Origin of the sequence: Streptomyces sp. NPDC002566 (assembly GCF_042889585.1) — a bacterium.
Taxonomy (GTDB): Bacteria; Actinomycetota; Actinomycetes; order Streptomycetales; family Streptomycetaceae; genus Streptomyces.
The window spans coordinates 664,652-684,139 of the sequence record NZ_JBIARD010000001.1; the positions used below are offsets into that span (position 1 = coordinate 664,652).

At 74.0% G+C, this 19,488-nt stretch carries 16 protein-coding genes; 9 read left to right on the top strand and 7 right to left on the bottom strand.

All coding sequences use genetic code 11. The features are described 5' to 3' along the window. Positions 1 to 256: 256 nt before the first annotated feature. The 3 genes from ACFYXA_RS02835 to ACFYXA_RS02845 all read left to right on the top strand — a co-directional run bounded on the left by ACFYXA_RS02835 (position 257) and on the right by ACFYXA_RS02845 (position 4,010). Positions 257 to 1,342 (top strand): hypothetical protein, encoded by a 1,086-nt coding sequence (locus tag ACFYXA_RS02835; protein ID WP_389027658.1) that lies wholly within the window; start codon positions 257 to 259, stop codon positions 1,340 to 1,342. 212 nt (positions 1,343 to 1,554) lie between these two features. Then, the gene (locus ACFYXA_RS02840; RefSeq protein ID WP_352250194.1) at positions 1,555 to 2,802 is read left to right on the top strand and encodes an aminotransferase class I/II-fold pyridoxal phosphate-dependent enzyme; all 1,248 of its coding nucleotides are present in this window, start codon (positions 1,555 to 1,557) and stop codon (positions 2,800 to 2,802) included. Continuing rightward, the gene (locus ACFYXA_RS02845) at positions 2,799 to 4,010 is read left to right on the top strand and encodes an MBL fold metallo-hydrolase (protein WP_389027659.1); all 1,212 of its coding nucleotides are present in this window, start codon (positions 2,799 to 2,801) and stop codon (positions 4,008 to 4,010) included. The genes ACFYXA_RS02840 and ACFYXA_RS02845 overlap by 4 nt, the downstream gene beginning before the upstream one ends. A 145-nt stretch (positions 4,011 to 4,155) precedes the next feature. On the opposite strand, the gene ACFYXA_RS02850 is transcribed toward ACFYXA_RS02845, so the two are convergent. Both ACFYXA_RS02850 and ACFYXA_RS02855 read right to left on the bottom strand, forming a co-directional pair. Further along, a complete protein-coding gene (locus ACFYXA_RS02850; protein WP_352250228.1) occupies positions 4,156 to 4,770 on the bottom strand; it encodes a VTT domain-containing protein in 615 nt (204 codons plus the stop codon). A gap of 74 nt (positions 4,771 to 4,844) precedes the next feature. Next, positions 4,845 to 5,618 (bottom strand): MBL fold metallo-hydrolase, encoded by a 774-nt coding sequence (locus ACFYXA_RS02855; protein WP_389027660.1) that lies wholly within the window; start codon positions 5,616 to 5,618, stop codon positions 4,845 to 4,847. A gap of 85 nt (positions 5,619 to 5,703) precedes the next feature. Between ACFYXA_RS02855 and ACFYXA_RS02860 the strand changes: the two genes are divergently transcribed. From ACFYXA_RS02860 to ACFYXA_RS02870, 3 genes are all read left to right on the top strand, one after another. After that, positions 5,704 to 6,105 carry a hypothetical protein gene (locus ACFYXA_RS02860; RefSeq protein ID WP_130437753.1) on the top strand — a complete coding sequence of 134 codons (402 nt, stop codon included), beginning with the start codon at positions 5,704 to 5,706 and terminating at the stop codon, positions 6,103 to 6,105. Positions 6,106 to 6,213: 108 nt separating this feature from the next. Next, entirely contained in the window at positions 6,214 to 8,289 is a 2,076-nt protein-coding gene (locus ACFYXA_RS02865) for a phage holin family protein (protein WP_389027661.1), read from the top strand. A 219-nt stretch (positions 8,290 to 8,508) separates the two neighbouring features. Further along, entirely contained in the window at positions 8,509 to 8,934 is a 426-nt protein-coding gene (locus ACFYXA_RS02870; protein WP_130437748.1) for an OsmC family protein, read from the top strand. A gap of 89 nt (positions 8,935 to 9,023) precedes the next feature. Here the strand turns inward: ACFYXA_RS02870 and ACFYXA_RS02875 are convergent, their stop codons facing one another. Together ACFYXA_RS02875 and ACFYXA_RS02880 are read right to left on the bottom strand one after the other, a co-directional pair. Then, the gene (locus ACFYXA_RS02875) at positions 9,024 to 9,842 is read right to left on the bottom strand and encodes an SAM-dependent methyltransferase (RefSeq protein WP_389027662.1); all 819 of its coding nucleotides are present in this window, start codon (positions 9,840 to 9,842) and stop codon (positions 9,024 to 9,026) included. Positions 9,843 to 9,933: 91 nt separating this feature from the next. Beyond that, on the bottom strand, positions 9,934 to 10,797 hold the full coding sequence (locus ACFYXA_RS02880) for a helix-turn-helix transcriptional regulator (protein WP_352250185.1): 864 nt from the start codon (positions 10,795 to 10,797) through the stop codon (positions 9,934 to 9,936). Between the two features lie 246 nt (positions 10,798 to 11,043). Here ACFYXA_RS02880 and ACFYXA_RS02885 point away from each other — a divergent pair, with 246 nt between their 5' ends. Continuing rightward, entirely contained in the window at positions 11,044 to 11,496 is a 453-nt protein-coding gene (locus tag ACFYXA_RS02885) for a hypothetical protein (protein WP_389027663.1), read from the top strand. 7 nt (positions 11,497 to 11,503) lie between these two features. Here ACFYXA_RS02885 and ACFYXA_RS02890 read toward each other — a convergent pair whose 3' ends face one another. Next, positions 11,504 to 12,340: a helix-turn-helix domain-containing protein gene (locus ACFYXA_RS02890; protein ID WP_389027664.1), complete on the bottom strand. Its 837-nt coding sequence runs from the start codon at positions 12,338 to 12,340 to the stop codon at positions 11,504 to 11,506. A 156-nt stretch (positions 12,341 to 12,496) separates the two neighbouring features. On the opposite strand from ACFYXA_RS02890, the gene ACFYXA_RS02895 reads away from it, so the two are divergent. Beyond that, positions 12,497 to 12,802 carry a 4a-hydroxytetrahydrobiopterin dehydratase gene (locus ACFYXA_RS02895; RefSeq protein ID WP_352250180.1) on the top strand — a complete coding sequence of 102 codons (306 nt, stop codon included), beginning with the start codon at positions 12,497 to 12,499 and terminating at the stop codon, positions 12,800 to 12,802. Positions 12,803 to 12,856: 54 nt separating this feature from the next. Continuing rightward, complete coding sequence (locus ACFYXA_RS02900) at positions 12,857 to 13,621, top strand: class I SAM-dependent methyltransferase (RefSeq protein WP_389027667.1); 765 nt, start codon at positions 12,857 to 12,859, stop codon at positions 13,619 to 13,621. Between the two features lie 24 nt (positions 13,622 to 13,645). On the opposite strand, the gene ACFYXA_RS02905 is transcribed toward ACFYXA_RS02900, so the two are convergent. Then, positions 13,646 to 16,300 carry a cellulose binding domain-containing protein gene (locus tag ACFYXA_RS02905; protein ID WP_389027669.1) on the bottom strand — a complete coding sequence of 885 codons (2,655 nt, stop codon included), beginning with the start codon at positions 16,298 to 16,300 and terminating at the stop codon, positions 13,646 to 13,648. Positions 16,301 to 16,558: 258 nt separating this feature from the next. Continuing rightward, positions 16,559 to 19,474, bottom strand: a complete 2,916-nt coding sequence (locus ACFYXA_RS02910; RefSeq protein WP_389027671.1) for a glycoside hydrolase family 48 protein — start codon at positions 19,472 to 19,474, stop codon at positions 16,559 to 16,561. Positions 19,475 to 19,488: the final 14 nt, after the last annotated feature.

Consider the following 19,488-nt stretch of genomic DNA (forward strand, 5'->3'; position numbering starts at 1 on the left):
CCGCGTTGCCCCAGGGCAGGGGCCCTGGTGCCGCCGTGCGGGCAGTCGGCACGGCCTCGTGGAGTCCGTGTCGGCGGGCGGGGCTCGGCATCGCCGGTCTTGGCGGTGGGGCGACTCGCCGGGGGAGTCACCCGGTTGGTGGGGGTGGGTCCCGCTAATGGCGGGTGGTCGCGCGCGGGTGAGGGCGGGGGCGGGCTGTGATGGCTGTGGGGCATGGACGTCGTGTCCCGCAGTCGCCGGCCGAAGGAGCCGTTCCATGCGCCGCACCGCCCGTGTCCTGTCCGTCGCCGCCCTGGGCGCCGCCGTACTGGCCGGCGCCGTCCCGGACGCGTCCGCGGAGCCGGCGGCGGAGATCGGCCCGACCGCCGTCCCCCCAGGCGGCAGCGTCACCGTCTCGGTGACGTGCGACCCCCTCGGAGGTCCCGCGCCCCAAACCGTGGACGCCACCTCCCGGGCCTTCGCCGACGGGACCGTCACGCTCACCCTCGTGCCGGGCGGCGACGAGCTGACCGGCCCCGCCTACAAGGGCACCGCCCGCATCGCCCCCGCCACGGCCCTCACGGTGCCGGTGGACGCGGACGGGGCCGGCGATCCGCCTGCCGACGCGCCCGGCGGCACCGCGTCGCCACCCCCGGGCTCCGCCTGGAAAGTCGACGGCGTCTGCCCCGCCCCGCCGGGCGGGCGCGGCGCGCCGTGGAGCGCCGGCTTCGACATCACCGAGGGCGGGAGCGACGCCGGGGCGCCCACCTGTCCCGAGGGCAAGGACTGCGCGTCGCCGTCCGCGCCCTGCGAGGGCGAGGCCTGCGCGTCGCCGTCCGCGCCCTGCGAGGGCGAGGACTGCACGTCGCCGTCCGCGCCCTGCGAGGGCAAGGCCTGCACGGCGCCGTCCGAGCCCTGCGAGGAGGGCCACCTCGACGCCTGCGGCTCGCGCGAGACGTGTGCGGAAGGCCCGCAGGACGCCAAGGACGCCAAGGACGCCAAGGACGCCAAGGACGCCAAGGACGCCAAGGACCCCGCGGCCCCCGATTCCTCCCTCAATTCCGACGAACCCTGCGCCGGCCACGAATCCTGCCCCGACGGTCAAGGCGAGGAAGGCGACGCCGAGCGTGGCCGGCCCTGCGGGACCCCCCGGCCCGCACCCTGCCCGGACTTCACCCGCGGAGCCGGCCCGCGGGACGACGCCTGCGCCGGCGCGGCCGTCCAGCACGGCGTGCGGGCCGGGGCGGGCGGCGCCTTCACCGACTCCGTGCCCGCACTGGCCGCCGGCGCCCTGCTCATCGCCGGCGCGTTCGGCGCCGCCGTCCACCGGTTGCGCCGCCGAGACGCCGCGGGCCGCCTCTGACGCCGCCCCCGCGCCGTGACCGGCGCAACACCGGCGAGGCGGCCATGGGAAGGCGGCACACGGGGTACTCGGTGCCCGAGGGCACACCCGGCCCCGTACGAGATGTCACGCACCATCCGGCGCACGGGCGGACAGCGGCCCCGGCCGGCGGACGTGTGGCGACCGGCCGGCGACGGCACTCGGCACCAGGGACGGACTGCGCGGAGGACCTCATGCGGCGGACGGAACCGGAAGGCCACGGGCCCGTCCGCTACGGCCCCCCGCTCCCCGGGGACGGTCTGCCCGTACCTCCCGGCCTCGCCGAGGCCCTCGCATCCGCCGCCTCCCACGGCGACGGCGAACCCGTCGGCGGCGGCCCCGCCCTCCTGGACGCGGCCCGCGGCTACTGGGAGCGGCGCGGCACCCCCGCGGGACCCGAGCGGATCGTGGCCGGCCCGGGCGCCCCGGCGCTGCTGCTCGCGCTGACCGCCGCGGTCGGCGGGGACGTCCTCGTACCGAGGCCCTGCGCGGCCTGGTGGGCGCCGTACGCGCGACTGCTGGGCAGACCCGTCTTCCATGTGGCGACGCCCGCCGAGTGCGGCGGCGTCCCGGACCCGTTCGCGCTCCTGGAGACCGTGCGGCGGGTGCGCGCCGAGGGCGGCGACCCCCGGCTGCTGGTGCTGTCCGTCGCCGACGACCCGACCGCCACCGTCGCCCCGCCCGAGGTGCTGCACGAGGCCGTGGAGGCCGCCGCCGACGAGGGGCTGCACCTCGTCAGCGACGAGACCTGGCGCGACACGCTGCACGACCCGCACGCCACCGTGCTGGTCAGCCCCGCCGAGATGCTTCCGGACCGGGTCACCGTCGTCAGCGACCTCGCCGGCGCGCTGCTGCCGACGGGCTGGCCCGCCGCCGTGGCCCGGCTGCCACCCGGGGCGGCGGGGGACGACCTGCACGCGCGCGTGCTGGACGTCCTCACCGCTCTCGACGCCCGGGTCGCCGCCCCGGTCGCCGCGGCAGCCGCCCATGCCCTGACCGAACCCGAGCCGGTCCGCACGCGCGTGCGTGACGCCGTACGGCTGCACGCGCGCCTGGCCGCCGCCGCGCACGACGCCGTCGTGTCCGCCGGCGCGCTCGCCCCGCCGCCGCAGGCCGGCCGTCATCTTTACGTCGACCTCGGCCCGTTGCGTGAGGCGCTCGCCGCGCGGGACGTCGACGACGCACAGGACCTGGAGGACCACCTCACCGCCCGGCTCGGCATGCCCGCGCCGGGCGGCCACCGCTTCGGCGACGACCTCGCCGCACTGCGCGTCCGCCTGTCCACCGGCGCGCTGCTGGGCGGCACCGGCGCCCAGCGCACCGAAAGCCTCACCTCACCCACCCCGTTGGAACTGCCACACGTGCACCGCGCGTTGACCCTCCTGAGGTCGGTCTTCGACGATCTCGGCGGTGACGCTCAGCGATGGGAGCCTCCTCGATGACGCAGCAGTCCGAGTCGACCACCACCCGTGCGACCGCCTTCACCGGCACGACCGTCACCACCGCCCCCGGTGGCGCCCGGAAGGCCGACCCCCCGGCCCCTGCGTCCCCCGCGAGCCCCCTGCCCGTCCCGCCCGCCGTCCCGCAGGCGTCCTCGGCGCCCCCCGTGCCCGCGGGGCCCCCGCCGACGGCGGCGCCCGTGCCCCCGGCGCCCTCCGCGCCGCCGCTCGCCGAGCCCCGGCCGCTGGGGGAGCGGCGGGTGTGGCCGCGCTCCTTCCACGACCGGCTCACCGCCCCGCTGCCCGGCCTCAAGGCCATGGCCCGCTTCGCCCGCGAAGGCTCCGTACGCCCCGGCCGGGAGGGCCTCGCCGACATCCCCCGACTGCCGTTCGAGCCCGGCCCGTTGCCCGCCGTGGACGCCCGCACCGTCGCCGTCTCCTGGGCGGGGCACGCCAGTTGGGTGGTGCGGATCGGCGGGCTGACCGTGCTGACCGACCCGGTCTGGTCCCGCCGCATCCTCGGCACCCCGGCCCGCGTCACCCCCGTCGGCGTTCCGTGGGAGGCGCTGCCGCCCGTCGACGCGGTCGTCATCAGCCACAACCACTACGACCATCTGGACGCGCCCACCCTGCGCCGACTCCCGCGCGACACACCGGTGTTCGTGCCGGCCGGGCTCGGCCGCTGGTTCATGCGCCGCCGGTTCACCCGCGTCACCGAGCTGGACTGGTGGGAGGCGGCCGAACTGTCCGGCGTCCGCTTCGACTTCGTCCCCGCCCACCACTGGTCCAAGCGCAGCCTCACCGACACCTGCCGCTCCCTGTGGGGCGGTTGGGTGCTCACCGACCGCGACGGGCAGCGCCTCTACTTCGCCGGCGACACCGGCTACGGCCACTGGTTCTCCCGCATCGGACAGCGCTACCCGGGCATCGACCTCGCCCTCCTGCCCATCGGCGCCTACGATCCCCGCTGGTGGCTGAGCGACGTCCACTGCGACCCGGAGGAGGCGGTGCGGGCCGTCCAGGACCTGGGGGCGCGCCGGATGGCCCCCATGCACTGGGGCACGTTCGTCCTCTCCGCCGAACCGGTCCTCGAACCCCTCACCCGGGTCCGCGCCGCCTGGCAGCAGGCGGGCCGCCCCCGCGCCGACCTGTGGGACCTCCCGGTGGGCGGCTCCCGCGTGCTCGACCGCCCGGGCCCCGACGCGACCTGAGCGAGAACTCGTCCGCGTGGCCTGCGTCCCGACGGCCCTCCCACCGCAGCGCGTTCGACGAAACTCCCGCTGAACCGCAAGCAGCTGCCCGAACTCGCGCTCAGAAAGGAGCCGTTGCCCTGACCCGCCGCTCCGGCCCGGAGGCCTACGCCGGGTCCGTGTGCCGCAGGCGGCGCCACACGCTGGGGGCCGCGCCGATCACAATGGTCAGCGCGATCGCGGCCAGCACGCCCTGCCAGGGTTCCGGGAACAGAGAGCCGCCGAGGATGCCGATCAGCTGGTAGGTGAGCGCCCAGGCCAGACAGGCCGGCAGGTTGCCCCGGGCGAAGCGGCGCAGCGGCCACTTCGCCAGCAGGCAGGCGAGCATCACCGGGATGCGGCCCGCCGGCACCAGCCGGGACAGCACCAGGACGGCCACGTCGTGGTCGGCGAGCTTGGCCTGCGCCTGGGCGAGCCGTTCCTCCGGCGCGCGGTTGCGGATCGCCTCCAGCCAGCGCGAGCCGTTCTTCGAGCCCAGTCCGCGCCGGCCCAGCCAGTACAGCGCCGCGTCCCCGAGGAACGCGGCCAGGGACGCCGTCACGAACACCAGCAGCAGCGAGAAGGGCGCCGTCTGGTGGAAGGCGACCACGGCCGCCCCGCTCACCAGCGCGCCCGTCGGCACCACCGGCACCAGCGCGCCGGCCAGCACCAGCAGGAACAGCGTCGGATAGCCGATCGCCTGCTGCGTGGACTCCGTCGGCAGAAGCGCGACGACGGCCAGCGGCGTCGGATCGGCCTCGGGTCTGAGCGCGGCCGACGTCCACGCGGCCAGCGCCGTCAGGGCGGCGGGCGGCGTCACGGCGTGACCACCGGGCGCACGCTCTCCCCGTGCGCCAGCCGGTGCACCGCGACCTCCGGCGCGCGTTGCGCGGCCCGGCGCACGAACTCCTCGCCCGGCGCATGGAATTCATGGGGGCGCACGGCGTCCATCCCGATCGGCCAGTACGTGCCGTAGTGCACCGGCACGGCGCTGCGGGGCGCGAGCCGCACCAGCGCCTCCGCCGCGCGCCCCGCGTCGAGATGCCCCTCGCCCAGATACGGGCCCCAGCCGCCCACCGGCAGCAGCGCCACGTCGACCGGCCCGACCTCCTTGGCCATCCCCTCGAACAGGCCCGTGTCCCCGGCGAAGTACGTCCTGGCCTCGCCCTCCACGACGTATCCGAGCGCGGGGGAGCGGTGCGGTCCGACCGGCAGCCGCCGGCCGTCGTGCTCCGCGGGCACGGCGCGTATCCGCACCGGCCCTGCGTCCGTCTCGTCGCCCGGCGCCATCTCGGTCACCCGTAGATGCGTCAGGCGGCGCAGCCCCGGCACGGCGCGCGGCGCGCCCCGGGGCACGAGCAGGCGCGTGCCCGGCGCGAGGCGCGCCAGGGAGGGCACGTGCAGATGGTCGGCGTGCAGGTGCGACACCAGCGCCACGTCCGCGCGCCACGCCTCCGGCGGGGGCACGGCGCCGCGGCGACGGCGCAGGTGGGCGAGCCGGCGGGCGAACAGGGGATCGGTGAGCACACGGACGTCCGAATCCTCGACCGTGCAGGTGGCGTGACCCCACCAGGTGATCTCCACCGGCACCTCTTTGCCTCCTTCGTGCGACTCCCCCGAAGCCTACGGGCAGGAGTAGGGTCGGCGGCGAAACCCGGAGGTGAGGGGGGACGCCATGGGGCCGGTGCGGGTCACGGCGATCGCGAGTCTGACGCCGCTCGAGGAACTGGACGCCGATCCCTTCCTGGTGGACTCCCGCGGCCAGCACGCGATGTGCGCACGGTGGGCCGAGGAACACGGGTACGTCGTCCGCCGGGAGCTGCTGGTGCGCGCGCTGCGCCCCGATCACTGCGTGCTGTGGGACGGCGTCCGGCCCGGCGTCGACGTGTTCGTCGCGCCCAGCCGCCGGGTGCTGGAGAGCGCCCTGTCCTCCGTCGAGGAGTTCACCGAGGAGTGCGAGCGGCGCGGGGTCCGGGTGGAGACGGTGGGCCTCGCGGAACCCGCCTACGACGCCCAGATGAAGGCCCGCGTCCACCGCCGGCTGTCCATGCCGACGGCGGGCTACGACGGCCGCTGACGCGGCGCCCCCGGCCGCCGGAACCGGCCCCGGACCCTCCCCCGCGCGGTATGACAAGGTGGGTGGCGGTCCCCCGGGCGGCGGGGCCGGAACGTGAGGTGGCTGGGCGTGCGGGGAGTGCGTTGGCGGCGGGCCGTCAGTCAGGCCGGTCGGAGCGTCGCGGTGTGGGCGGTGTCCACGGTCACCATGCTCGCGCTCGCGGGCATCCTGCCGGACTTCCGGCTGCAGTCGCCGGACGGCGACGACTCTCCCACGATCGCCGTCACGGCCGCCGTCGGCGCCGGCGTCTTCGGCCTGCTGTCGGCGCTGGTCTGGCCCGTCCTGGTGCGCCTGCTGCTGCTCGTGCCGGCGCTCGTCCTCGGCCTGCTGGTGTTCTTCCTCAACGGCTCGCTGCTCCTGCTCGCGCTGCGGCTCAACCCCTCCGGGCAGAGCGAGGCGGCACCGGAGACGGCGGTGATCGTCGCCGCCGTGATGTCCGCCGTCGCCTCCGCCACCGGCGGCGCGCTCGCCGTACGCGACGACGACGCCTACCGGCACCGCCTCCACCGGCTGTCCGTCCGCCGCCGCCGGGTCGGCCCGGCCTGCGAGACCACCCCCGGCACCGTGTTCCTCCAGCTCGACGGCGTGGGCCACGACGTCCTGCTGGCGGCGGCCGCGACCGGGGTGATGCCCACGACGGCCCGCTGGCTGGGACACACCCCCGGCCACGCCGCCACCCACCGCCTCACGCTCTGGCACACCGACTGGTCGAGCCAGACCGGTGCGAGCCAGCTGGGCATCCTGCACGGCAGCAACCACGACGTGCCCGCATTCCGCTGGTACGAGAAGGACAGCGGCGAGGTCATGGTCTGCAACCGGCCCACCAGCGCCGCCGAACTCCAGCGCCGCGCGGTCGAGCGCACCGGTGACGCCGGACTGCTCGCCGGCGACGGCGCGAGCCGCGGCAACCTCTTCGGCGGCGGCGCCGAGGAGCAGGCCCTCGTCCTGTCCATAGCCGTCGGCCGCCGCGACGCGGCCACCCGCTCCCGGGCAGGCTACTTCGCCTACTTCTCCGACCCGGCCAACGCGGTGCGCACCGCGCTGTCGTTCGTCGCCGAGGTCGTCCGCGAGATCGTCGAGTCCACCCGCGCCCGGCTGCGCAGACAGCGCCCGCGCGTGGGGCGCGGCGGCCTCTACCCCTTCGTCCGCGCCTTCGCGACCGTCGTCGAACGCGACGTCGTCGTGGCCGCCGTCATGGGCGACCTGCTCGCCGGCCGCGGCGCCGTCTACGCCGACCTCGTCGCCTACGACGAGGTCGCGCACCACTCCGGCCCGCGCAGCCGCGACGCGCAGAAGGTTCTCGCCCGCCTCGACCGGTCCCTCGCGCTCATCGCGAAAGTCGCCGAGCACGCGCCCCGCCCGTACCGGATCGTCGTCCTGTCCGACCACGGGCAGAGCCCCGGGGAGACCTTCCGCGCCCGCTACGGCCTCACCCTCGGCGACCTGGTGCGGGCCGGCTGCGGACTGCCCGTCCCGCGCAGGGCGCGGCACACCCACAGCGGCGCCGAGGCGCGCGCGGCCGTCCGGGCCGCGCTGCGCAGACCGGAGGAGGAGACCGACGGCGGCGACCGCCCGGCCCCCGGCTCGGAGCCCCTCGTCCTCGCCTCGGGCAACCTGGGCCTGGTCTCCTTCCCCGACGTGCCGCACCGGATGAGCAAGGAGGAGATAGACGCCCGTCACCCCGCCCTGCTGTCCACGCTCGCCAACCACCCCGGCATCGGCTTCCTCCTCGTGCGCAGCGAGCGGCACGGCGCGGTCGTGCTCGGCGCGTTCGGCGCGGAGATACCCCTCGACCGGCTCGACGAGGAACCCGGCCCGCTCGCCGGGTTCGGGCCGCGCGCCGCCGACGCGGTGCGCCGCACGCACGCCTTCCCGCACACCGCCGACATCATGGTCAACTCCTTCCACGACCCCGCCGACGGGGAGGTGCTCGCCTTCGAGGAGCAGATCGGCTCGCACGGCGGCCTCGGCGGCCCCCAGGCCAGGCCGTTCCTGCTGTCGCCGCTCGACCTGTCCGCCCCGGTCGGGGACGGCGAGGACCTCGTGGGCGCCGAACAGGTCCACCGCGTCCTGCGCCGCTGGCTGAGCGAGCGGAACGCCCCCGAGACGCCCCTGGAGCCGACCCCCGAGGAACGGGCCGCCTGAGAGGTCTCGCGGGTAAGCCCTGCCGTTCCGACCCGGGGACGCCCTGCCGTCCCCACTTGGGTACGCCCTCCCGTCCCACCCCCGGGTACGCCGGCCGCCGTTCACGGCCTCGTGGGCCGGTCTTCCGGGTGCGACGACGGTGAGTGTGATCGGATGGGAACACGGAAACCCGTCACCCGTGAACCCGTCCGACGGGACCCCCACGCGAAAGGAACAACCGTGGCCACCACGCGCACCGCACACACCGAATGGGAAGGCAACCTGCTCGAGGGCAACGGCGTCGTCACCTTCGACTCCTCCGGCATCGGCCGGCAGCCGGTGTCGTGGCCGTCGCGCGCCGAGCAGGCGAACGGCAAGACCAGCCCCGAGGAGCTGATCGCCGCCGCCCACTCCTCCTGCTTCTCCATGGCCCTGTCGCACGGCCTGGCCGGCGCGGGCACCCCGCCCACCAGGCTCGTCACGTCCGCCGACGTCACCTTCCAGCCGGGTGAGGGCATCACCGGCATCCATCTGACCGTCGAGGGCACGGTCCCCGGCCTCGACGAGGACGCCTTCGTGGCCGCCGCCGAGGACGCCAAGAAGAACTGCCCGGTCAGCCAGGCCCTCGCGGGCACCACGATCACCCTGTCCGCCAAGCTCGCCTGAGCCCCGGACCGCCCCGGCCGGCCGTCGCGCACCCCGCACGGCCGGCCGGCTCGCGTCCGGCACGCGGGAGGGCGCCCGCTGCGCGGACGTCAGGGCTTGCGGGCGACCCCCGCGTACACCGGCACGATGCCCTCCGCCTGGAGCGCCACGTCCTCCGGCTCGGGCCGCCAGCCCGACACCGGGATCACTCCCGGGCCGAGCAGCTCCAGACCCTCGAAGAAGCGGGAGAACTCCGCGAGCGAACGGGGATGGAAAGGGGTGCCGCTGCGCCGGAAGTGGTTCGCCGCCTGCTCGATGGCCTCCGGGTTCAGATCAGGCGTGACCTGGGAGAGGATCAGGTGACTCCCCGGCGCGAGCGCGGCGACGTACCGCTTCAGCAGCCCGTACACGTCGTCGCCCGACGGGTCCTCGCCCAGGTAGTGGGTGAGCGCCACCAGCGACAGCGCGACCGGCCGGCCGAGGTCCATGGACTCGGCGGCCCGGTGCAGCACGGCGTCCAGGTCGCGGACGTCTGCGTGCACGTACTGGGTGGAGCCCTCGGGGGAGCCGTGCAGCAGCGCCTCGGCGTGCCGCAGCACGACCGGGTCGTTGTCCGCGTACACGACCTTCGCCTCCGGGGCGACGCCCTGCGCGACCTGGTGCAGGTTCGGCTCGGTGGGGATGCCCGTGCCTATGTCCAGGAACTGGCGTATCCCGGCCTCGGCGACGGCACGCACCGCCCGCTGCATGAACCGGCGGTTGGCACGCGCCCCGCGCAGCACCGTTCCGTCCACGGCGAGGATCCTGCGCGCCAGCTCCTCGTCCACGGGGTAGTTGTCCTTGCCGCCCAGCCACCAGTCGTACACCCGGGCCGGGTGCGGCCGGCTGGTGTCGATGCGCAGGGGGGTCTCGGACTCGGATCCGGTCATACGGGGTCGTCTCCTCGGGCGTGCGGTACGGATGGTCAGGGCCGTGCGAAGCCCGCGGGACCCGTGCCGGGCCCTGGGCGGCTTTGAGGGATCAGAGGCTTCCGCGGGCGTCCCGCAGAAGCTTCTTCGTGCGCTCCGCCGACGCGGCGTGCGTCGTGATGTGGTCGAGGACCTCCAGATGCGCGGAGACCTCGTTGCGGGAGTCGAGGTACAGCGCGCCGGAGACGTACTCGGTGACCACCATGTCGGGCAACTCCGGCTCGGCGAACCGGAAGAGGGTGAACGGCGCGGACGTCCCCGGGTGCGGGCCGTCCGCGAACTCCGCCACCTGCAAGGTGATCCGGTCCCGTTCCGCGAACTCCAGCAGTTTGTCGAGCTGTCCCCGCATGACGGCCGGATCGGCGCCCACCGGCCGGCGCAGCACCGTCTCGTCCATCACCGCCCACAGATGGGGTGCGTCGGGGCCTTCCAGCAGTTGCTGCCGGGCCATCCGCAGCGACACGTGCCGCTCGATCGCCTCCGGGCTCCTCCGCCCGACCGTCCCCGACTCCAGCACGGCACGCGCGTACGCCTCGGTCTGCAACAGGCCCGGCGCGAAGTGCGGTTCGTAGGAGCGGATCAGCCGGGCCGCGCCCTCCAGGCTCACGTACAGGCTGAACCACTCGGGCAGCACGTCGTGGAACCGCTGCCACCAGCCCGGCCGGTTGGCCTCCTCGGCGAGCGCCACGAACGCGTCGGCCTCCTGCGCCGGCACGCCGTAGGCGTCCAGCAGCACCTGCACGTACGGGATCTTCAGCGAGACCTCGGCGGTCTCCATGCGCCGCACGGTCGCCGGGGCCACCCGCAGCGCGCGGGCCGCCTCCTCGCGGCTCAGCCCGGCCGCCTCGCGCAGCTCCTGGAGCCGCCTGCCCAGTACCACCTGGCCCACCGTGGGCGCGGGCCGCCGCTCACTCACGCCACGTCTCCCCTGTGCGTCGAGACACGCGGACAGTCTGTCATGTTCCGGTTCCCGCCCGCAGGGGAGACGGCAAGATGATCGTCCGGCGGGGTGCGCCGCGATCGCCCGGACGGCATTACCCCGGAAGTAATCGACCCCGCTTCCCCCGCACGGGATCGTAAGGGCAGCGGGTCCGGGCCGGCGCACTCCGGTCCGGCCCCGCCGCCCCAGCCGCATCCCGACCTCGACGGAGGGTGATCCGCCATGTCCGCCACCCAGACCACCGCGCCCGTCCGCCCCGCCCGGCGCACCGCGCTCCTCGCACTCGCCCGCACCGCCGAGCCGCACACCGCGCTGCGCCGCTTCCTCGCCCTGGACGCGGTGGTGACCGGCGTCAACGGCCTCGCCTACCTCGCCGCCTCCGGGCCCCTCGGCCGGCTCCTCGGCGTCGGTTCCTCGACACTGCTCGGGCTCGGCGCGTTCCTCACGGTGTACGCGGCCGGCGTGGGCCTGCTCGCCACCCGCACCCGCCCCGCGGCGCTGCCCGTGCGGGCGGTGATCGAGGCCAACGCGGTCTGGGCGGTGCTCAGTTGCGTCGCCCTCGCGCTGTGGCTCTCACCGACCCTCGTGGGTGAGGCGTGGACCGTGGCGCAGGCCCTCGTCGTGGCCGGCTTCGCGGCACTCCAGCAGACGGCACTGAAGGCGCGCGAGAACTGACTGAAGATCATGTTCCAAGCGAGTGAAGGTACTTGACCGTCGCCGGGTCGGCCGGGAGCAACGTCTCGATGGCCAGCTCGGCGACGGTCACGTCCATGGGCGTGTTGAACGTGGAGATCGACGAGATGAACGACAGCGTCCGGCCCTCGTGCTCGATCAGCAGCGGCAGCGCGAAGTACGGCACCGGTTCGTCGCCTTCGCCCCCCGAGCCGGCCTCCGCCCCGGCCCCCGCCCCGGGGCCGGTCTTCGGCGCCGGATACGCGGCCACCTCCTCGTACAGCGCCCGCAGCGGCGCCGACCGGTGCAGGGCGATGTCGCGCTCCATCTGGGCGAGCAGATGGCCGCGCCACTCGGGCAGGTTCAGGATGCGCGGCGCGAGGCCCTCCGGGTGCAGGGTCAGGCGCATCGCGTTCAGCGGGGGCGTGAGCAGCGACTCGGGGAGGCCGTCCAGCAGCAGGGTGATCCCGCGGTTCGCCGCCAGCACGTTGTACATCGCGTCCACGACCAGCGCCGGGTAGGGCTCGTAGCCGCGGATCAGGCGTTCCATGCCGGTGCGCAGGGCGTCCAGCGCCGGGTCGTCCAACGGGGTCTCCCGGTAGCGGGGGGCGTAACCCGCCGCGAGAAGGAGCGAGTTGCGCTCCCGCACGGGCACGTCGAGGTGCTCCGCCAGGCGCAGCACCATCTCCTCGCTGGGCCGGGAGCGGCCCGTCTCGATGAAGCTGATGTGCCGCGCCGAGGAGTCCGCGCGCAGCGCCAGCTCCAGTTGGCTCACCCGCCGCCGCTCCCGCCAGGCCCGCAGCAGGGGGCCGACGGCCTGGGCGGGTTCGGAGGCGACAGCGGTCATGCCGCCGACCGTAGCCGACGGAGCGGCGCGCCACGAGCCCGCCGGCCCGGTGCGGCTTCGGGCGGGGGCCGGCACGGCGGCGCTGTGGGACGCTGGACGGGTACGCGACACCGTGACACCGCGACATCGCACGACATCCAGGAAGGGAGCCGGGCCATGGCCGTCGAACCGCTGTCGCTGAAGGAGATCGAGGACCGCCTCTCGGAGCTGCCGGGCTGGTCCGTCGAGGCGGGCCGCCTCACCCGCTCCTACCGGCTGGCCTCGCACTTCGCCGCGACCGCCCTGGTCATCCATGTCGCGCAGGTGCAGGAGGAGCTGAACCACCACTCCGACCTCACCCTCGGCTACGACTCGGTGACGCTGGCGGTGAACACCCACAGCGCGGGCGGCGCCCTCACCGAGCTCGACTTCGAGCTCGCCCGCAGGGTCGAGGAGCTGGCCCCGGGCCACGGGGCGCGCTGACGCACGACGGCGGACGGGGCGGGAACCGGGGACAAGGGGATACGGGGGGCGCGCGTGCTGGACTACGACGAGGAAGCCGAACGCTACGACGCCGCGCGGGGTGGCGAGCCCAGAGCGGCGGCCGCCGCCCGGGCCGTCCTCGGCCTGCTGCCGGACGGGACGGCCAGGCTGCTCGACGTCGCCTGCGGCACCGGCATCGTCACCCGCAGGCTCGCCGCCGGGCGCGACGCTCCGCGGGTGACCGGCGTGGACCTCTCGGCCGCGATGGTCCGGCAGGCCGCGGCACGGCTGCCCGGCGGGGTCGTGCGGGCCGACAGCCGCCGACTGCCCTTTCGCGACGGCGAGTTCGACGCCGTCAGCAGTGTGTGGCTGCTGCATCTCGCGCCGAGCGACGCCGACGCGCGGACGATCGTCGCCGAGTGCGCGCGGGTGCTGCGGCCCGGCGGCGTCTACGTCACGACGGTCGACAAAGCCGCCGCGCACAACGTCGGCAGCGACATCGACGCCGTCCTCGTCTCCCGGCCGCCCCACGACGCCCGGGACGACGAGGCCCGCGTCGAGTCGTACGCCCTTGCCTGCGGCCTCGTCCCGGCCGGGCGGGCGCGTTTCCCGGGCCGGGGGCAGGGCCGCAGTCCGCGCCGCACGATCGCCGACCTGCGGCGCGGCTGGTTCACGACCCTGCCCCCCGGCGAACCCCTCGCCGAGGTCTTCGCCGGGAGGCTGGCGCGGCTGCCCGACCAGGACCGCCCCCGCCCCGACCCCGAGTTCACGCTCAGGGCGTTCCGGAAGCCGGCCGCGCCCTCCACGTCAGGCGGCTGACCGACGGTCAGGACCGCGAGCGGCTCAACTCACCGTGCAGGCCTGGCCGCCCAGCCGGAACGCCGTCGGTTCGCCGTTCCTGCCGGACCAGTTGCCGGTGAAGCCGAAGCCCACCGACGAACCGGCCGCCACGACGCCGTTCCAGGTGGTGTTCCTCGCCGTCACCGACGAACCCGACTGCGTGTACTGGGCGTTCCACAGCTGGGAGACCTTCTGGCCGTCGGGGAACGTCCAGTCGAGGCTCCAGCCGGACCAGGCGCCCGCACCCGTGTTGGTCAGCTTCACCTCCGCCTGGAAGCCGCCCGACCACTGGTTGGTGATCGTGTAGGTCACCGCGCAGGCGCCGGCCGGGCTCGGCGGCGGGTCCGTGCCGCCGCCCCCGCCGCCGGCGTCCGAGGTGTCGCCGTAGATCACGCCCCGGCCGTTGGTGGCGAGGTAGACCCGGCCGTAGACCCGCGGGTCGCCGGTGATCGCGGCTCCCGTCCAGCCGAACTGGTGGGCGTCGTCGTTGATCCTCGTCCAGGTCGCGCCCTTGTCCGTGGAGCGGAAGACGCCCCGCACCCCGGCGATCTTCGCGCTGGTGTAGAGAGTCTGGTAGGAGGCGCCCGCGGCCGCCTTGCCGAAGCCGATCGTGTCGGCCTCCTGGACGTTCGCCAGCTTGGCGAAGCTCGCGCCGCCGTCCGTGGAGTGCCACAGGCCGTACGCGCCGTCGCTCGCCCCGCCCGCCAGCCACACGTCGCCCTTCGCGCCCGGCAGCGCCTTGAAGCGCACGCTGTCGCCGCTCGGCAGCCCCGTGGCCGCCGAAGCGGTGAACGTGGCGCCGCCGTCGGAACTGACGTAGAAACGGCCGGACTTGAAGCCGTAGAAGACCTTCGGGTCCACCCGGTCGGACTCGACGACCGCGCCCGCCGGGATGCCGGCCGAAGCCGTCCAGGACGAGCCGAAGCCGGTCGTGTGCTGCACGCCCGCGCCCTCCGGACTCCACACGAAGCGGCTGCCGTCGGCGGCCGCGGCCACCGTCCCGCCGCCGCTCACCCCCGAAGGGTCGCTCCCCGCGAACCAGGTGGCCCCGTTGTCCGTCGAGAACGCCACATGCGGACCGGAGTCGAGGTTGCCGACGCGCACCACCGTGTTCGGGCCGGCCTCGGCGTAGTCCAGGCTCGTCGTCGTGGTGAAGTTCGGCGAGGTGAACATCATCGAGGGGACCTTCGTCAGGTCCGTGTGCCGGAATCCGCCGACGTCACCGAGCGCGCTGAGCAGCGGCGCCCCGGACGGGGGAGAGGCGAGGTCGTTGACCGCCGTCTCCTCCAGCCCCTGCACCATCGGCCTGACCGCGAACTTCCCGCCGGTGTCCCAGTTCCGCAGGTTCTCCGTGCCGTAGATCGTCGCGCCCGTCCCGTACATCATCCGGTCCGAGTCGAACGGGTCGATCTCCAGCGCCTCCGTCATCCATCCCAGTTTCGGGCTCTGTTCGGGCGGTGACGGGTTCGCGCCCCAGGTCAGCCACGGCGAGGACGAGACGTCGATGGTGTAGCGGTTCGCCCGCTCGGGATACGAGGTGTAGTCCCACGCCTTCGTCCACGTCGCGCCGCTGTCCGTCGAGCGGAAGATCTGCGTGTCCGGCCACCAGGAGCTGTACGCGGTCGCCATCACCGTGCCCGGCCGCTGCCGGTCGAGGGTCAGTCCGCTGAAGCCGTAGAAGGTGTCGGCCTCCGCCACCGGGCTGATGTCCGTCCACACACCGGTCGCCGTCGTGTACCGCCACAGCCGGCCCTTGCCGCCGTCGTACGGGCCGCCCTTGTCGCTGTAGGCCACGTACAACTGGCCGTTGACGGCGTCCAGCACGCCCTTGTGCGCGAGCTGCCCCGTCGGCTGCCCCGCCAGCCGCGACCAGGTCGCGCCCGCGTCCGTCGACCGGTACACCGCGTTGTCCTTGTCCGCCACGCCGACGTAGATCGTCCGCGTCGCGCCGCCCGCCGTGCCGGTGGACTCGTCGAAGGTGACCCAGACGATGCCCTGGTTGTCGGAGGCGTAGCCGCTGGTGTCTCCCGGATCCTGCACGTAGTTGCCGACGTTGGGGAAGTTCGCCACCTGCGACCAGGTGACGCCCGAGTCCGTCGACCGCCACAACCCCTTCCCGCTGGGCGCGCCCAGATAGAGCACGCTGTTGCGGTGCGGGTCGACCGCGAGCCGCTCGCCCATGCCCCGGCCGGGCATGTTGCCGCCCAGCTTGAACGGCAGGTCGGCGCGCTGCCAGCTCGCACCCCGGTCGGCGGAGCGCAGCACGGCCCCGTTGCCCGGGTCCCAGCTGTTGGTGTACGTCCCGGCGGCGACGTAGACGCGGTTCGGGGCGACCGGGTCGGAGGCCAGGCTGACCACGCCCGTGTGCCCCCAGTTCGCCCAGCCGACCGAGTCCAGCAGCGGCGTCCACGTCTTGCTGCTCTGCTGCCAGCGGTACGCCCCGCCGATGTCGGTGCGCGCGTAGGCGAGGTTCTTCTCCTTGCGGTTGAAGACGATGCCCGGCACGAAGCCGCCGCCGTCGATCCGGGCGTTCTTCCAGGTGTACGACTCGGCGGCGACCGTCGTCTTCTCGGCGCCCGAGGCCAGTGCGGGCGGGGTGCCCGCGAGCAGCCCGGCGGCGAGGGCGAGGACGGCGGTGAGGACGCGGGTTCTTCGCACGGTGGGGGTCCTTCCTGGGTGCCTTCGTGGAGGAGGGGAACGTGCGAGGGCCGGACGGTCCCCAGTGCGGGTGGGGGCCGCCCGGCCAGGTGGCCTCGTCGTCCGGTGACGAGACCGCGTACGCGCAGCTCTCAAGCGGTTCCGTGGAAGGGCGGTGTGGACCCCGCGCCCGGAAAGGGGCGCGGGGAACTGCGCGACCAGCCACTGCGGGCCGGCAGTTTTGAACCACCGCTCCACCCGCGGAGCGCTCGGCGGGGACTATTCGAGGAGCTCCGCGTACGAGCCCATGGCCAGTGCGATGTCGGCCTGGGCCCAGAACCGGTGGTACGTGAACGAGGGCGCCGCCCCGCCCGCCAGATAGGCCTCGACCTTCGACCAGTTGGGGTCGTTCTTGTAGAAGGACCTCAGTGAGGTGAAGGTGGACGAGGAGTTGATCGTGTCGCCGTTCGGCATCTTGCCGTTGAAGCCGCTCGGGACGTACACGCCGTCGTCGAAGCGGTTGTAGTCGGTGCGGGTCTCCGGGACGGCGATCCCGAGCGCGTCCTGGTGCTTGGTCCACATGCCGTCAAGCAGCGCCTTCGCCGTCGTCTTCGCCTCCGTGTCACCGGAGCGGTCGGCGTAGTACGTCAGGGTCTTGGCGTACGAGGCGGCCACCCCGACGTCGTCGGTGTAGTCGGCGACGGTGACGTGGAGCCCGCTGTTGGCGCCGGGACTCGAGGCGTTCCAGGTGTCGGGCTGGCCCGACCACTGGAGCGTCGAGGGGATCCGGTAGGTGCCGTCCGGGTTGATCGTGGTCTTGGACAGCGCCCAGTCGACCCACTTGTCGAGGACCGCCTTGGCGGCCGCGTTCCCCGTCTGCTGGTAGTACTCGGCGACCCGCTCCATCGACCACGCCTGGAAGCCGAACCACTGGTTGGACGGCGGGTCGTGGTAGACGGGCTGCTGGTCGTAGTACATGCCGTAGAAGGTCGACTTGCCGGCCGGAGGTGTCGCGTACCGGCCCGCCCAGCTGTTGGTCGCGCCGCCCGCGATCGCGCCCTCGTTCGACTGCAGCCAGCGGTAGAACTCGATCTGCCGCTGGAGGGACTTGGTCCAGTCCGCCTGTCCGGTCGCCGACTTGGGCTTCAGCGGGGCGTAGCTACTGAGCGCGTAGGCCGCAAGGGGGTTCTGGTAGCCGCCGTGGGCGTGGCTGGAGCCGATGCGCCAGGACCAGCCGGCGTTGGTGTCGGTCGCGCCGCCCCAGGCGTAGTACCAGGACAGCAGGTAGAACGAGGCGTCCTTGCCGGTGCCGGCCGGGCAGGCGGCCGGGCCGACGCAGTTGCCGACCTTCTTGAAGTACTTGTCGTACATGGCGTAGCGCAGGTAGTCGCCCATCTTCGCGGCCTTGCCCACGGTCGCCGAGACCTCCGACCCCTTGTTCTGCTCCTTGGCCCAGACGTCCGCCCAGTACGCGGCCTGCACGGCACGCGCGTCGGCGTCCGGCGCGTTGGTGAACTTCCACTGCTTGGCGTAGGAGGAGTCACCGGTGAACAGGTCCAGGTAGCCGTTCCTGCCGCCGTACTTGAAGGCGTCACAGGTCGGCTGCGGGATCGTCTCCCACACGGACTCCTCGGCACCCCGCTGGAAGGTGTTGATGTACGAAGGGCCGGTGTCCGACGGACCCGCCTCGCACTTGCCGGGCGAGTTGCCGTAGCCGTAGACGTTGTCGACGTCCTGGAGCCAGTGCATGCCGTAGACGTCGTCCGTGCCGTACGCGCTCTTCAGCTCACCGGCGATGGGGTCCGAGCCCACGGAGACGCCGGAGTCCAGCTTCGCCGGGTACTCGTTCGGGGTGTCCAGCTCGGGCGCGTAGGTCGCCGGCTTGGAGGCGTTGTAGAAGGAATTGGTCGGCTGGTCGGCGTGGGTGGGGATCATGTACTTCTCCATGATGTCCCAGGCGCCGTTGAACTTGGTCCAGTCGCCCGTCACCTTGCCGTACATCGCCTGCAGCCACAGCAGGTAGCTGTAGGCCTCCGACGTGGTCTCGTGACCGTGGTCGGGCGCCTCGACGATCAGCGTCTCCACCGAGTGGTACGGGATGCCCTCGGGGGAGAAGTAGCCGTTCGCCGGGTTGGTGATCTTGCCGTAGAGCTCCAGGAAGCGGGCGTCGTACACCTTGGAGCCGGCGATCTGGGTGACCGTGACGGACGCCTTGGCGTGTCCGGTCGCCGTCGACTCGAAGGTCGCCGAACCGGTGCCGGTGGCGTTGCCGGCGATCGTCACCCGCTGCGCGGTGTTCCAGTTCGACGGGGTGAAGGTGAGGCTCGCGCCGCCCGTGACGGTGAGACCGGTGTTCCCGCTCGTCCGGGCGGTCGTGACGGTCACGTTGGCCGACGGCTGCGTCGACAGCTTGAGGTCGTAGGACCCCGTCCCGCCCTGCTGCACGGCCAGCTGGCCGGCGGAGGCCACCACGGCCGGTCCCGAGGCGACCGTGATGCCCACCGGGGTGGACGTCCCGGACGCGCCCAGGCTGTCGTAGGCCTTCGCCACCAGGGAGTGACTGCCTACGGTCAGCCCGGAGGCCGACAGCGTGTACGGGGCGCTGGTGTCGGTGCCGAGCAGGGTGGTGTCGTCGTAGAACTCCATCTTGGTGATCGTCGCGTTGTCGGCGGCCGCGGCGGTCGCCGCGAGCGGCACCGCGGCCCCCTGCGTGTAGACCGCGCCCGGCGCCGGGCTGGTCAGCACGGCGACGGGGGGCTGGTGGGCGCCGGTGCACGGCGTGCCGTTGACCGAGAACGAGGTGGGGGCGGCGTTGGCGCCGCTGTAGGTGAACTGCGCGCCGGCGCTGACGGCCGCTCCGGCCGCGACCGTCGCGTTGTAGGGGGCGTTGACCACGGTGACCGTCTGGCCCGACTGCGACCAGGTGCCGTTCCAGCCGTTCGTCAGCTTCTGGTTGCCCGTGTAGGAGTACGCCAGGGACCAGCCGTTGATGGGGTCCGTGCCCCGGTTGGTGAGGGTGAGCTCCGCGGTGAATCCGGAGCCCCAGTCGTTGGCCTTGTAGTCCACGCTGCACTGGAGAGCCGCCGCCCGGGCGGGAGTCGTACCGGTGCTCAGCATGGCCAGGGGGAGTGCGAAAGCCGCCGCCAGGGCGGTCCACAGGCGCCGCGTCCCACGGCGTCCGCGTGCGGGATCCATGGTGCTGGTTCCTC

Excerpts from the sequence above, each read along its gene's own strand:
- ACFYXA_RS02895 (WP_352250180.1), top strand. The coding sequence starts at position 12,497 with ATGGCCGTCGAACCGCTGTCGCTGAAGGAGATCGAGGACCGCCTCTCG.
- ACFYXA_RS02840 (WP_352250194.1), top strand. The coding sequence starts at position 1,555 with ATGCGGCGGACGGAACCGGAAGGCCACGGGCCCGTCCGCTACGGCCCC.
- ACFYXA_RS02860 (WP_130437753.1), top strand. The coding sequence starts at position 5,704 with ATGGGGCCGGTGCGGGTCACGGCGATCGCGAGTCTGACGCCGCTCGAG.
- ACFYXA_RS02885 (WP_389027663.1), top strand. The coding sequence starts at position 11,044 with ATGTCCGCCACCCAGACCACCGCGCCCGTCCGCCCCGCCCGGCGCACC.
- ACFYXA_RS02910 (WP_389027671.1), bottom strand. The coding sequence starts at position 19,474 with ATGGATCCCGCACGCGGACGCCGTGGGACGCGGCGCCTGTGGACCGCC.
- ACFYXA_RS02835 (WP_389027658.1), top strand. The coding sequence starts at position 257 with ATGCGCCGCACCGCCCGTGTCCTGTCCGTCGCCGCCCTGGGCGCCGCC.
- ACFYXA_RS02845 (WP_389027659.1), top strand. The coding sequence starts at position 2,799 with ATGACGCAGCAGTCCGAGTCGACCACCACCCGTGCGACCGCCTTCACC.
- ACFYXA_RS02875 (WP_389027662.1), bottom strand. The coding sequence starts at position 9,842 with ATGACCGGATCCGAGTCCGAGACCCCCCTGCGCATCGACACCAGCCGG.
- ACFYXA_RS02890 (WP_389027664.1), bottom strand. The coding sequence starts at position 12,340 with ATGACCGCTGTCGCCTCCGAACCCGCCCAGGCCGTCGGCCCCCTGCTG.